This is a genomic window from Flagellimonas oceani (assembly GCF_011068285.1).
Lineage (GTDB): Bacteria > Bacteroidota > Bacteroidia > Flavobacteriales > Flavobacteriaceae > Flagellimonas > Flagellimonas oceani.
Genome location: NZ_CP049616.1, coordinates 528549 through 541499 on the forward strand (window position 1 = coordinate 528549; position 12951 = coordinate 541499).

Sequence of the window (12951 nt, forward strand, 5' to 3'; positions counted from 1 at the left end):
TATCTTTAGACTAAGTTCAGTCCACTTTTAGTTGAAGATTTACATCTCCGGAAAGAATGCATAAAGTCAATAACGGAAAGTGAAAATTTTTAACAAGTACGCAGCTAAAATTGCTGCACTTGCTGGAATAGAAAAAAAATTGCAACCTATACCCTTCGGGATACGTGGACAAATATCGGCTTGGACATGGGGTATCGATATCCGAAAAATCTCATCGGGACTTGGACATTCCACTGTTCAGGTAACTGAAAAACACTATGGCAAAAGTGTTTCCGAGAAAATATTGGATGAAATCAAGGCCAAGATTACAAAAGTTCAAAGCCCTTGACCAAAATCACTTTGGGAAGTACAAACCCCTACAGCTGTAATCGTCACTATTTAATCACACAGTTAGGGAGTACTTAAAATTGTCAGCCATGCTTTCAAGCACTAAAATCATATCCCTAAAGCGGCTTTTTTGTTCCTTGATTGGGACGGCTACATTTCGTGTGTCTTTAAATTGAAATCGTTTTATAGAAATTAAGGGTCTTTTTTTCCAATACCGAGATGATCTCTTTGCAAATATATCAATTCAATAAGCCCGATTTCCGGGTCTGTTCCACGTTCGAGTACCCTTACAATGATAAAGTCCCTGTCCTTTTCAGCATCCAAAAGGTTAATGTCCACATCCCAAAAGGTAGCAGGGTTTAAATGATCTTTGTTGAGCCTTTGCCTTTCCATATCTTATAATTCTAACAAAAATTTACTGATTTTTTAAGTGTTTGGCAATCCTGCTGCCCTGATTGAACATTGATTTTCTCGCTGTTCTTTTCTATCCCTTTCCACAAAAGAGCACCCCAAGGGTGCCAAAATCCCTAACTGTAATGCAAATAACGTGGGGTCGCCGTAGGAAAGTTGGTTTTTAGGCAAGAAAAAAAGAGGCTGGTTGTCCCTTTGTTCCTTGTTCTGGTGTTCCATATTATTTCTCTTTCAATCTTTTAAACCATTTCCTTGGGCTTCTGGACTGATGGAAAACGGAAATTACCGTAATCATGTCATCCTCGACCATATAATGGATCCCATAGGGAAAACGCCTGATGAACTTTATCCGAACGTCCCTGTATCTGACCTGATAACCAAGGGGTGTATTCAATATATCCGAATACCCTTCCTCCAGGCAAAGTTCAAAATCTACGGATAGACCCTTGCGGATATCCTCATACTGTAGAATCGCCTCTGCAATATCCTGATCGGCGGCTTCAAGAATCTGGAACTTATAGGTCATTCCTCAATTTGGCATTTCGTTTCCTTGATTCCTCCAGGGAATAATACTTGGCCCCTCCGCTCTTATGGTGGTCGATACGGCTATCGAGTTCCGTTTTCATTTCATCGCTCAACTCTATGGAGTCCTTGTCCTCTATTGAGTCCCAAATGTCCTGAGCAATCAAAATACGCTTGGCCACTGGCATTTTTTTAATATCCTGAATATCCATAACCTGATGTTTTATTGTCCTGTTTTCCCTTCATCCGTTGCCCCGCTTATCCGTACTTACCTGTAAAAATAATCCCCTGGATGCATTTGGGAATTTAGTGAGTTCCCCTTTTTGGTGACGTCGGAAACCTCTTTGACAGACAAATACTTGACAATAGCCCAAAGTTAAGCAATTAATGTTTTGGATACTTGTGTGTCGATAATTTAGACAATTAAGCAATTCTAAACTGAGGTAGCTTACAATAGGACCAAAATATTTTTAATAATGACCAACTATTACTGTTAGATTAAGAAACATCCAGTCTTTTAAAACTATAGTAAATACATTGACGCTGTTTCCATAAAAAATAGTTTACCGGTTTATGATATAAGAATATTGATAATCTCCTCCGGATAGGATTTTTGTGGGGTTGAAACAAAGCAATGTCCGGTAAATATTAATATCTCCCAAGAATTTAATACCTCAGACTTTTAAGGGTTTTGGTCTATTTGTATTAAAAAATAATATTTAACGGTTTCGCCCGGTTTCAATGTGACGAGGTGTGACTTTTTTTCGATATCTTTTGGAGAATCTTCAAAATCGTGGTGTGAGGCCATAGGTTCAATGCACACAAACGGATATCCTGGAGGGCTCCAAATATTGACATTCGGAAAATTCCCCAAAATCAAACTTATGTATGGTTTTTGGCCAGATTTGGCCAGACCAATTTTATTGATAACTGAGTCTTTGATGAAAATTCCAGTATTGGGAACCCTGTCATCATCAAGTCCAAGAGTCGTCTCATCTTGTAAAAAGGGGGCTACCGAATCTTTCAGAAGACTATTTTTAATTAGTTCTCTTTTGGCAGAAAGGGATTTATAAAAAAATAACTCATGTGTTTTTCTATCATTTGGTTGACCAAGTGACAGATTAAACCCAGGATGCCCACCGAGTGCAAAATACATGCTATGAGTACCGTTATTTGTGATGATATATTCGTTCAAGATGGTATTATCCGTCAATTTATATCGAACCGAAATTTTGAACAAAAATGGGTAGTTTTCGTGCAAAACCTCTTCATCGGGGACAAAACTTAATGTTGCCTCATTTTTAGATTTGTGCTTTAGGGCCATAAGACTCTGTTTTATGATTCCCATTTTTGGCATCTCGTATTTCACATTCCGAAAATAAAACTCATCGTCCTTGAATCTGACATTTACTGGAAACATTATAGGAGCCCTGTCGGTCCAATATTCACCATTGCCCTGCCATAGGTACTCAAACTCGCTGATTTTGCCTTTTATGCTTTGAAGTTCAGCCCCTTTTTTGCTAATTGATACTCTAATCGAATCATTTTCGAGCCAAAATACCTCAGAATCTTGGCCATAGACTGGAAAGAAAAATGTCAAAAAAATAAGTAAAAAACCCAATACTTTCAGGTGTGGTACTTTGCAATCCCACTTAACAGCCCTTTTTGAATTTGTTAGTTTCATCGTGTGAATGTATTAGTTCATAATAAGAAATTTAGCATAAGGACTGGAATTGGAAGCAAAAAGTAAAAAAGCGCAGACAAGCTGCGCTCTCATAAAAAACTAACTCAAAATCAACCTACGTATTATTTTTCACCATTTAAGTATTCAGACATTGCCGGAAATACCTCATTCATGAGTTGTTCACTCACCTTATCTGTATGATTACCGGTGTACCAGCATGTGCTATGTGGTATTTTTTCCTCTTTCAGCAATGTAGAGAAATAAACTGAACCTTCGAATAATCCGGGCATTTCGTCCTGATATCCACAGCTCAGCGCAAATTTTTTGAATTGGATTAAATTGTTTCTATATTTTTTTATTTTTTCTTCCAAATTTCCAAAACCAGCTACCCATTTCTTATGGATTTCTTCTACCTTAGTAAAATTACCATCAGGATTCCTTTTAAAAGGGAATGCGATTTTTAAAGGTTGTGAGAGATCGGGTGAGAAAGCTGACCCAAAGGCGAGAATACCAAATATACTCGTTACCTTTCGGTCATAGGATTTTAATTCTAGTTGCAAGGTTTCGGCAAAATCCTCATCCCTCACCTTTGCCATTTTTTTGGATAAATTCTGAACATGCACCAAGATTGAATCGTTCTGAAACATACCATTCAATAAAATATCATTTGCTAAAACGGCAGGGCTCATGGCATAGACCACAGAAAACACATCAGGATGCTTCAAACTGATGTTGATTGTGCCACCTCCCCCCATTGAATGACCAGTTATACCACGAGATTCCCGTTTTGCCAAAGTTCTATAATGGCCGTCAACATATGTCACGACATCTCTTACGATAAAATCTTCCCAATTTCCCGAAACCGGTGAATTGGTGTACATTGACCCTTCGAACAGGTTATGACCGTTCAGTTCTATTAAGATGAACTCTCGCTTTTCGCTATTTTTCATATAGCTGTAAAAAGCTTCCGTTTTGGGATATTCGCCAGCCTCAACAGTATATCCGTTCAAAAAATAGACCACTGGAAATAGTTCGCCCGAGCCTGAATAGGAAGGTGGTAAATAAACACCTATCTTTTGGATGTCATTTGTTCCTATTAAATTATCCTTGAGTGATGGGGCGGGAATTTCTACAAGTGAATAGCTACTATCTTGGTCCTGGGCTGCAAGGATACCGCTGACAAATAGGAATAGAATCAACAAACTTTTAATTTGATGTCGATTTTTCATATATCTTAAAATTAAGCGCATTTTAAATTTCAATGATAATTCAAAGGTCACCCCCGGTCTTTCAACTGGTCTTTCCCTTTGACCAAATCTGAATTATGTTTCTTTACCAAGGCTTGAATTTGTTCGATGATATCAAGATTGCTATCGGCAACATTAAATTTTTCAGACGGATCCACTTCAAGATTGTAGAGAAGTGGGGGATTATGTTCTTCTCGAGCAGGTGGGCCATAGGCACCTTCGGTAATGAAATGTGCTTTGAAGGCGCCCAATCTAACCGCATAGAGCTCATCGCCCCTATAATAAAACACTTCTTTTCTTATGCTGGGCATTTTTTCGAAAAGCGTTGGGCCCAGGTCTGTTCCGTCTATTTTTCGATCATCGGGCAATGGCACATTTGCCAATTTACTGAAGGTCGTAAACAAATCCATGGTGGTACCTATTTGTGTCACCAAACCAGGTTGTATTCGGCCGGGACCCCAAAAAATACATGGTTCACGCATACCTCCTTCCCAAGTTGAGCCTTTTCCTTCTCGCAAAAGTCCTGCACTTCCACCTTCTTCGTTCATGATGAGCCAAGGCCCATTGTCAGAGGTGAAGACCACAATGGTGTTTTCATCGAGGCCGTTTTTTTTCAGTTCGGCCAATATCTGCCCGACCCCGTGGTCAATCTCTTCAACGACATCCCCATAGATGCCCCTATTACTGGTACCCAAAAAATCCTTCGAGGCAAAAAGAGGTACATGTGGAAGATTATGGGCCAAATAAAGAAAAAATGGTTTTTCCTTGTTTTGCCGGATGAACTGAACAGCCTCTTCATTATAACGTTTTGTCAATGTGTTCTGATCAGCTGGTCGTTCCACTATCTCGGTATTGCGCATGAGGGGAACGTTGAAAGTGTTTATATCCTTTCTTTCTTCTGACTTCCAAAAATCAATATATCCATGAGCAGACCTAAATGGTATGATATTGTCCATGTCATTGCTGTAAGGAATTCCAAAATAGTAATCGAACCCTTGGTTTGTTGGTAGATACTCTTCTTTATGGCCCAAATGCCATTTACCTATACAGGCCGTTCTGTAACCGACTTTTTTTAATTGTTCCGCCATGGTTACCTCATTCTGCGGCAATCCATTGTGGGAATCGGGAAAAAGGACGCGGTTTACCCTGCTTGTCATCCCATTTCTGATGGGCAACCTCCCTGTCAACAATGCTGCCCTACTGGGGGTACATACGCTGGATCCAACATAGAAGTTCGTCCACTTTTGGCCTTCTACCGCCATTTGGTCCAGATTTTTGGTATGTATGGTAGGATGGCCGTATGAGCTCAGATCGCCATACCCAAGATCATCGGCAAAGATGACCACAAAATTCAAAGGCTTATCTTTCCCTTTCGATTCTTGGTCTTTCTCAGTTTGTTGTTCTGTACACGCTATTGTGAACGACAAGACTGAAAGTATAATAAAAATGTTTTTGCTCATGAATCTAATTATTTTTTCATTCAAATTGACTTTTTTATCTTCAATATTCCTACCTAAAGTTTGGGGTATTCGCTAAAATTTACTGACGAAGAAGCCTTTCAGCTGATTGTTAAAGATGGAAGAAAGCTTAGGTAGGCTGCCCATTAAAGTTGTCCACCGTTGCTTTTCTATTTTAACCTTTATTATAACATTCTGAAGACCCTTAAAATATTTAATACCCAGCATTTTGTTCCAGATTGGAATTGGCATCCAGCTCTCTTTGCGGAATTGGATAGAGCACATGAAATTCTTGGGCATTTTTTCCCCTTGCTTGAGCCCTAGAGATCATAACCCCGTGCCTAATCTGGTCTTCCCTTGCATTTCCTTCAAAATAGAATTCCCACTCCCTTTCACGTAAGATGGCATCCCGCAATGAGTCTTTGTTGAAACTTCCCAAAATCAAGGGAGTGGCCCCGGCCCGATTTCTGACCTCATTAATAAGGTCAATGACCTCTTGAGTGGGCCCGTTGAGCTCATTAAGCGCTTCAGCCCTTGTCAACAATATGTCGGCATACCTGATGACCACGATATCATTGCCAGCAGAAGGTCCTACCGCATTAGGGTCAAAAGGCAATTTATAGGGGTGTGATTGGTCATTGCCCAATCCCATTACAAGTTGACCTGTTGCTGTACTTTCCCATTCCGTTATTATGCGGCTGCTTCGTGTGTCTGTCGCCTCAAAGGAGTTTACAAAATCATCGAAGAGGTATGTGCGTGCCGCAAACACCGAATTGTTGGGAAAAGGCCGGGGATAATCAGGAGGAAAAATCAATGCATTCATGAACTGGCCTGCCCCGGCGGCATTCTTGGGAAGTGCCCAAATAACTTCAGCATTGCCCTCGTTCGATATATCAAAGACATCAGAGTAATTGGGCAATAAACTATAAAGCCCTAGATTCATGACATGTAGAGACATATCGGCCGCTTTTTGCCATTGTTTGGTATTTAGATAAAATTTTGCCAGGACCGACATGGCCACTCCCTGGGACGCCCGACCAAAAGCCATAGGCTCGGTCGGCAAAGTTGCAATCGCCTCTAGAAGTTCTTGTTCTATAAAAGCCCGTGTTTCTTCATCGCTAGAGCGTGGCAACAAAGGATCGTCAGTTGAAGACTGATAGAGCGGCAACCTGCCGAAAAGCTTGTAGAGCTCAGAATAGGCCCAGCCCCTTAAAAAATGGACTTCGGCCTCAGTTCTTTGCTTGTAATCATCCGAAAAAGAATCATTGTCCAAATTATCCAAGACTAAATTCGCATCACGAATGGAGCTAAAGTACACTATCCATACAGGAATTAACTGTCCATGGTTACTGTCCCAAGTGTAATCGATCAATGATTGCCATGCACTTTCAATCGACCCGCCGGCACCCCAGACTTCCCCAGCCGGCATGGTTCCCAAATAATAGGGGGACCAAGATTCATCATCCCCTGACCTGTGTGAATAACTATAAGCTGCATTCAACAGAGAATTGAGTCCTTGCTCAGAAGTAAAAAGTGTAGAGGGTGAGAGCTCAGAGAATACCTCCTCCTCCAAACGTTCTTCACAGCCCATCAAGCTTGTCAGCATTAAAATAAGGACTATTTTATAATGATAAGTTTTCATAATTGTAAATATTTTAATTGTTAGACCTAAAAGTTGGCAGTAAGACCCAACATGTAGGTTCTCGCCAAAGGATAACTACTATAATCAATCCTTACGTTACTTCTACCAAATGAATTTGCCTCTGGATCAAAACCTATATAATCAGTAATTGTAAATAGGTTCTGGCCAGTCACATAGACTTGAAGTGCATTTAAAAAATCAATATTCTGAACTGGCACGTTGTACGATAGCCGAACATTTTTCAATCTTAAATAAGAAGCATCTTGAATGGTAAGTGTATTGACTTTTCCTGCCCCGTACGCATTAGGATTTACCCCTGAAGGCCATTTTGTATTTGTATTTTGAGGTGTCCACCGATTCAATATTTGATTCGCCAGTCGGTTTCTTCTGAAATTTGCAGGATAAAGAGACTCTATTACATTAATGTTCAATAGGTCGACGCCGGCCTGGCCCTGAAAAAAGAAATCCAGCTTCAAATTTTTGTAAGAAATTGAATTTTGTATGCCATAGGTAAAATCAGGATAAGGCGTACCAATAATGCTCTGGTCTGCAGGTGTGATGGCACCATCTCCATTTCGATCTTCAAAAATTGGAAAACCGGGCTGGGCTGTCGGCTGCGCCGAATTGGCAATGTCGTCGCCTTCTTGAAAAATGCCGGTGACCACGTACCCATAATAGGAGGCAAGGGGGTCACCTTCTTGGATAATCGCCGTATTGCCCACTGCCTGAACACCTCCTGTAACGATACTTTCAATACGGCCCAAATCCACCACTTCATTCTTAATGGCAGAAAAATTCAAAGAAGTGTCCCATTTGAAATTATCGGTTACTATATTGGTCGAGTTGAAAAGAAACTCGAACCCACTGTTCTTAACCTCACCTACATTTGTCAATATTGAAGCATAACCAGACGCAAATGGCAAGGGAAGATCGAATAACAGGTCTTTCGATTCTTTTGAAAAATAATCCAAGCTTCCACTGAACCTGCCACCAGAAATGCCAAAATCAAGACCAACATTTAGCTGTTCGGTGGTTTCCCACTTAAGGTCAGGATTTGCAATACGCTGCGGGACGACACTGCCCGAAATCGTGCCACCAAACACCACGTTGGGTCCAGTGCCAAAGGTCAATTGCGATGCGTAGTTGCCAATTTCCTGGTTACCTGTCTGGCCCCAACTTGCTCTCAGCTTAAGCTGGCTGAAACTATCGGGAATAAATTCTTCTTGGTCTAGCTTATAGCCCAAGGCAAAGGAAGGAAAATAGCCCCATTTGTTGTTCTCTCCGAATCTTGATGATCCATCTGCCCGTATCGAGGCGGTCAACAAAAATTTGTCGAAAAGGTTATAGTTAACCCTCCCCAAATATGACAACAAAGTATTTTCTTCCTTGCCACTGGAGAGTACATCCGTATTGGTATCACCCAGGGCCAAATTGTTCGTTTTGATATCATCTGTCGGAAAACCACTGATATTACCCGAAAAGAACCTTGAACTGAACTTTTGAAAGGTGATACCGCCCAATACCGTAAGCGCATGATCTTCGTTAAAAGTTTTGTCATAGGTCATCGTATACTCGAACAGATAATTTGAACGTTCCAATACGTTGATGTTCGCAATACCACCAGCTGCTCCACCACGTATGGTCTGTGTGGTATTGTAAATGTCACGTCTTGATGTTTGCCTGTCGGTTCCGAAATTGAACTTTCCCGAAAGGTCTTCTGTGAAATCGTAGTTCAAAAAAGCACTACCGAAAGTTCTATTTGTCTCGCTCTCACTGATAATGGCGTTTATCAAGGTGACAGGATTGTTGACCGTAAGATTCGCGGATTGGCTAAAAGTACCATCGTCATTTAATATGGGTTCGGTAGGGTCATATAACAACGAAGAGTAAATGGGCCCTGCTTGCTCATTGGTATTGACGCCATCGACATTGTTGTTATCCTTGATCAAGCTTGTGTTGAAGTTTAGGCCAATCTGGGTCTTGTTCCCAATTTTTGTCTCTAGGTTTATTCTTCCGGTATATCTTTTTATACCAGAATTTTTGACAACACCTTCTTGGTCAAAATAGTTGAATGAGGCATAATAATTTGTGTTTTCGCTGCCCCCGCTCACGGCTAAGTTATGGCTAGTCAAAGGGGCCGAACGGAAGACCTCCTCTTGCCAATCTGTTCCTCTGCCAATTCTTGAAATGTCGTCATCATTAAAAACTGCTTCATTTCCTTGTGCAATGGACAGATCGTTTATGGCATCGATGTATTGGGAAGTAGACAACACATCAATTTTTTCGGCGACCGATTGAATACCGGCATAAACATCATAAGTAACATTTACCTTGCCCTTGCCTCCCTTTTTGGTGGTAATCAAGATTACCCCATTCGCACCTCTTGAACCATAGATTGCTGTTGCCGAGGCATCCTTTAAAATCTCTATGGATTCCACATCAGCTGGGTTCAGGGCATTCAACGGGTTTCTTGGGCTCAGGTTTTGGCTTACTTCGGCCACTCCGCCAGAACCAAGGTTGGGACTGTTATCAATCGGGAACCCATCAATTACATATAAAGGTTCATTGCTGGCATTCAAAGAGTTAGAACCCCTGATCCTAATTGCCAGTCCCCCACCGGGCGCTGAACTGGCCTGGTTTATCTGTACCCCGGCCGCCCTACCGAGCATCATCTGGTCGACCGATACGTTTGCCCCTGGGTTCATGTCATCTTGGCTCAATGATGCGACAGATCCTGTTAAGTCACTTTTCTTTTGCGTTCCATAGCCAACGACCACAATTTCATCAAGTGCAGCAGCGCTTTCTTGTAAGATGATGTTCAGGTTAGATTGTCCATTGACAGGTATTTCCTTGGTAGTAAACCCTATATACGACACAGTCAATACGGCATCACTGTCAGTCACTCTAATTGAAAAATTACCGTCAAAATCAGTCTGAGTGCCATTCGTGGTCCCTTTTTCGATAATATTGGCTCCCGCCAAAGGAACTCCTGAATCATCCGCTACAGTTCCGTTGACCGTAAGATCTTGAAATACAACAGTACTGGTGTCCAGTGACATATTGGTCGGGTCTTCAAATACTGTAACTTGTCTGCCTATGATATTGTAGCCTAGACCGTATTGTGCCAGAAAAGAATCCAGAATATCCGGCAACGTTACATTGTTCCGCTTAAGGGTAATCGAATTTTCGTTGGGCAAAATACCATCTTTATAAAAAAAGATGTACTCGCTATCCTCTTGTATTTCATCAAAAAGTGTCTCTAGATTTACCTTTTTAAGATTAAGGTTAAGTTTTGTCTGTGCATAGGTGTCATTTGCATTAAGGGCCGTTAATCCTATCAATATGTAGCAAAGAAATGACCTCATGAGGTTAGATGAAATGGACTGGTTATTTAATTTCTCCAAGGCATATGCAATTCTTGAGTAATTATTCATAATTTTATGATTCAGTTAGTTATTACTTCGGTAATACATTTACAACCGGCAGATGCTCCAACATCTGTCGGTTTTTGTTTAGTTGGTTTTAATTCATTGGCTTGGCGTTTTATAAATTTGTTGAGTGGTTATTAGTATGATTTTATCTGCTTGGCGTTCCATAGTAAAGTGATATGCTTTGCCTAAAGTTTGAATAACACTATATACATCTTCCTTTAAGTCAATTTTTCCAGAATAAGTGTCCTTACTCAATTGTTCGCCCTTGACAATTATTTCAACCCCATAGTATCTAGACAATTTTGTTGCTATATACTTAAGATCATTTTTTTGAAAGCTGAAGAATCCTTTCCTCCATCCAAAATATTCATCCATATTTACTGCATACTGTATATCAATTTCCTTGGTTGTGCTATTATAACTTGAACGTGTGCCAGGAGTTATTTTAAAAGATTTCCCATCATCTTTGGCATATGTAACCAATACACTACCGCTTTTAAGGACTGTGCTTGTTTTTTCATCTTCCCTATAACTACTAATGTTAAAAACAGTACCCAGCACCTCAACTTCCTGATTTGAAGAAAGCACTAAAAACGGTCTTTTAGGGTTATGAGATACTTCAAATATTGCTTCGCCTTCTAAATAAACCTCTCTTCTATCACCTTTAAAAACTACAGGATAAACCAATCTCGAGCCTGAGTTGATCCATACTTTTGTACCATCTGAAAGGGTCACATCTGTGCGCTTTCCATAGGGTACCAGGATAGTATTGAAAATAGGCTTGTCTTCATCTTTTAAGATTTGTCTATATTTTTCACCCGTTCCCACTTGTAGATCCTTTCCCGTTGGGGAATATTTTAATGTGTTGTTCTTTTCTTTTAGTTGTACTTTCTTTCCCTCGCCCAGCACCACAGTTACCTGATTACTCTTGCTAACGTCAATAAATGGCGCATCTTCATCAACAAAATCTTGTAAAGATTGTTCGCCGAGCATGTCAAAAACGCTGAAAACACCAAACAATATCACTATAGACGCCGCTGCGCCGTACAATAACCTAGCCCTTTGTTTAATCTTTCGATTTTCTCTCAGAATCCTTGCCGACCTAATTATGCGACTTTTGAGCTTTTCCCGCTCCGTATCGGATAGGGTTCCTTTGTTATTCAATTTCATAATTGTTTGGATAATCGGCAGTGGAAATTACAGCCACTGTATATATGTAAGAGAACAATTTCTGTTGTTTATAGACAATGAAATCTAATTATTTTTAGAAAAGTATACTTAATGCGGTCTTCCGGATTGTTTTTAAAGTTCGGTAAAATAACGTTCTGGCAGAAGCAACTGAAAGACCCATTTCCCTAGAAATTTCTTCGTAACTTTTTTCTTGATTAAAACGAAGACGGAGTATCCTTTTTTGATGATTGGTCAAATTGTCCATTATTCTTCTTAACCTCATCAATTGGGCATTCTCATTTTCTTCTTCGATAATTACTTCTTCATGTGATGCGACAGTCAAATTGGTGTTAGCTGTCATGTTGGTAATGTGTTTGAACTCGTTCTCTAGGCTCTTTAACCTATAATCATTGTGTTTATATAGATTTCTTTTAAGCGAAACGATTAAATAAGCCTCTATGTTGACCACATTTGACAATTTTTCACGGCACCTGTAAAGGTCTAGAAAAAGGTCGTGGATTTCATCTTGAATCAGCTCCCTGTCGTTAATGATTTTATACCCACAAGCAAATAGTTTGTCAACATGAAAGTTATATAGCGATTCTAGTGCCGATATGCTACCCTTCTTAAGATCATTCCAGATTTGAGTCTCTTCTGTTTTCATTAGCGTTACTTTTCTTTAGTTTCTTTAGTTTCTTTAGTGGCAGAGTTACCATTTAATTTTCGAAACGGAAAATTTGAATTTTTGCAGATTACGCTTGTTTTTTTTGAAGTTTATCGACAAAAACTCAACTAAAGTATAAAATATTTAGCAAATTGATAATTCATACAATTAAATACCCAATCTTTTGAAAGAAATGATATTCAGGCGTCAGCCTTCTTATAGGAAAATATGAGAAAAAGAATCAAGACTCCACTAAGCCAAATATACGACCTAATGCAGAGACATGTAAATGCAGTAATAGCTGACAGAATTATCATAGCTGAGCCGATTCGTGCTGGTATTCTAATTTGAAACAACACTTTTAAAATTGGAGAAGTTGAGGCAAATAATGTAAAA

General features: G+C 39.9%; 11 protein-coding genes. 1 reads left to right on the forward strand and 10 read right to left on the reverse strand.

The genetic code is table 11. The features are described from left to right. Positions 1 to 79 precede the first annotated feature (79 nt). Positions 80 to 328, forward strand: a complete 249-nt coding sequence (locus GVT53_RS02470; RefSeq protein ID WP_166247262.1) for a site-specific integrase — start codon at positions 80 to 82, stop codon at positions 326 to 328. Between the two features lie 191 nt (positions 329 to 519). On the opposite strand, the gene GVT53_RS02475 is transcribed toward GVT53_RS02470, so the two are convergent. The 10 genes from GVT53_RS02475 to GVT53_RS02520 form a co-directional block, all read right to left on the reverse strand. Then, complete coding sequence (locus tag GVT53_RS02475) at positions 520 to 720, reverse strand: DUF6922 domain-containing protein (protein ID WP_166247263.1); 201 nt, start codon at positions 718 to 720, stop codon at positions 520 to 522. Between the two features lie 238 nt (positions 721 to 958). Further along, positions 959 to 1264: a type II toxin-antitoxin system RelE/ParE family toxin gene (locus tag GVT53_RS02480; RefSeq protein WP_166247264.1), complete on the reverse strand. Its 306-nt coding sequence runs from the start codon at positions 1262 to 1264 to the stop codon at positions 959 to 961. Next, positions 1254 to 1472: an addiction module protein gene (locus GVT53_RS02485; RefSeq protein ID WP_081894260.1), complete on the reverse strand. Its 219-nt coding sequence runs from the start codon at positions 1470 to 1472 to the stop codon at positions 1254 to 1256. The genes GVT53_RS02480 and GVT53_RS02485 overlap by 11 nt, the downstream gene beginning before the upstream one ends. Before the next feature lie 470 nt (positions 1473 to 1942). After that, positions 1943 to 2944: an aldose epimerase family protein gene (locus GVT53_RS02490; RefSeq protein ID WP_166247265.1), complete on the reverse strand. Its 1002-nt coding sequence runs from the start codon at positions 2942 to 2944 to the stop codon at positions 1943 to 1945. A gap of 122 nt (positions 2945 to 3066) precedes the next feature. Beyond that, positions 3067 to 4194, reverse strand: coding sequence for an alpha/beta hydrolase (locus GVT53_RS02495; protein WP_205791859.1), 1128 nt, complete (start codon positions 4192 to 4194; stop codon positions 3067 to 3069). A 26-nt stretch (positions 4195 to 4220) separates the two neighbouring features. Beyond that, complete coding sequence (locus tag GVT53_RS02500) at positions 4221 to 5651, reverse strand: sulfatase family protein (RefSeq protein WP_166247266.1); 1431 nt, start codon at positions 5649 to 5651, stop codon at positions 4221 to 4223. Between the two features lie 211 nt (positions 5652 to 5862). Then, complete coding sequence (locus tag GVT53_RS02505) at positions 5863 to 7290, reverse strand: RagB/SusD family nutrient uptake outer membrane protein (protein WP_166247267.1); 1428 nt, start codon at positions 7288 to 7290, stop codon at positions 5863 to 5865. 26 nt (positions 7291 to 7316) lie between these two features. After that, entirely contained in the window at positions 7317 to 10655 is a 3339-nt protein-coding gene (locus GVT53_RS02510) for a TonB-dependent receptor (RefSeq protein WP_166247268.1), read from the reverse strand. A gap of 162 nt (positions 10656 to 10817) precedes the next feature. Next, complete coding sequence (locus tag GVT53_RS02515) at positions 10818 to 11891, reverse strand: FecR family protein (RefSeq protein ID WP_166247269.1); 1074 nt, start codon at positions 11889 to 11891, stop codon at positions 10818 to 10820. Between the two features lie 94 nt (positions 11892 to 11985). Next, positions 11986 to 12555 (reverse strand): RNA polymerase sigma factor, encoded by a 570-nt coding sequence (locus GVT53_RS02520; protein WP_166247270.1) that lies wholly within the window; start codon positions 12553 to 12555, stop codon positions 11986 to 11988. Positions 12556 to 12951 lie beyond the last annotated feature (396 nt).

What these genes read in the sequence shown, in the direction of transcription:
- GVT53_RS02475 (WP_166247263.1), bottom strand. Translation starts at nt 720, where the DNA reads ATGGAAAGGCAAAGGCTCAACAAAGATCATTTAAACCCTGCTACCTTT.
- GVT53_RS02480 (WP_166247264.1), bottom strand. Translation starts at nt 1,264, where the DNA reads ATGACCTATAAGTTCCAGATTCTTGAAGCCGCCGATCAGGATATTGCA.
- GVT53_RS02485 (WP_081894260.1), bottom strand. Translation starts at nt 1,472, where the DNA reads ATGGATATTCAGGATATTAAAAAAATGCCAGTGGCCAAGCGTATTTTG.
- GVT53_RS02490 (WP_166247265.1), bottom strand. Translation starts at nt 2,944, where the DNA reads ATGAAACTAACAAATTCAAAAAGGGCTGTTAAGTGGGATTGCAAAGTA.
- GVT53_RS02495 (WP_205791859.1), bottom strand. Translation starts at nt 4,194, where the DNA reads ATGCGCTTAATTTTAAGATATATGAAAAATCGACATCAAATTAAAAGT.
- GVT53_RS02500 (WP_166247266.1), bottom strand. Translation starts at nt 5,651, where the DNA reads ATGAGCAAAAACATTTTTATTATACTTTCAGTCTTGTCGTTCACAATA.
- GVT53_RS02505 (WP_166247267.1), bottom strand. Translation starts at nt 7,290, where the DNA reads ATGAAAACTTATCATTATAAAATAGTCCTTATTTTAATGCTGACAAGC.
- GVT53_RS02510 (WP_166247268.1), bottom strand. Translation starts at nt 10,655, where the DNA reads ATGAGGTCATTTCTTTGCTACATATTGATAGGATTAACGGCCCTTAAT.
- GVT53_RS02515 (WP_166247269.1), bottom strand. Translation starts at nt 11,891, where the DNA reads ATGAAATTGAATAACAAAGGAACCCTATCCGATACGGAGCGGGAAAAG.
- GVT53_RS02520 (WP_166247270.1), bottom strand. Translation starts at nt 12,555, where the DNA reads ATGAAAACAGAAGAGACTCAAATCTGGAATGATCTTAAGAAGGGTAGC.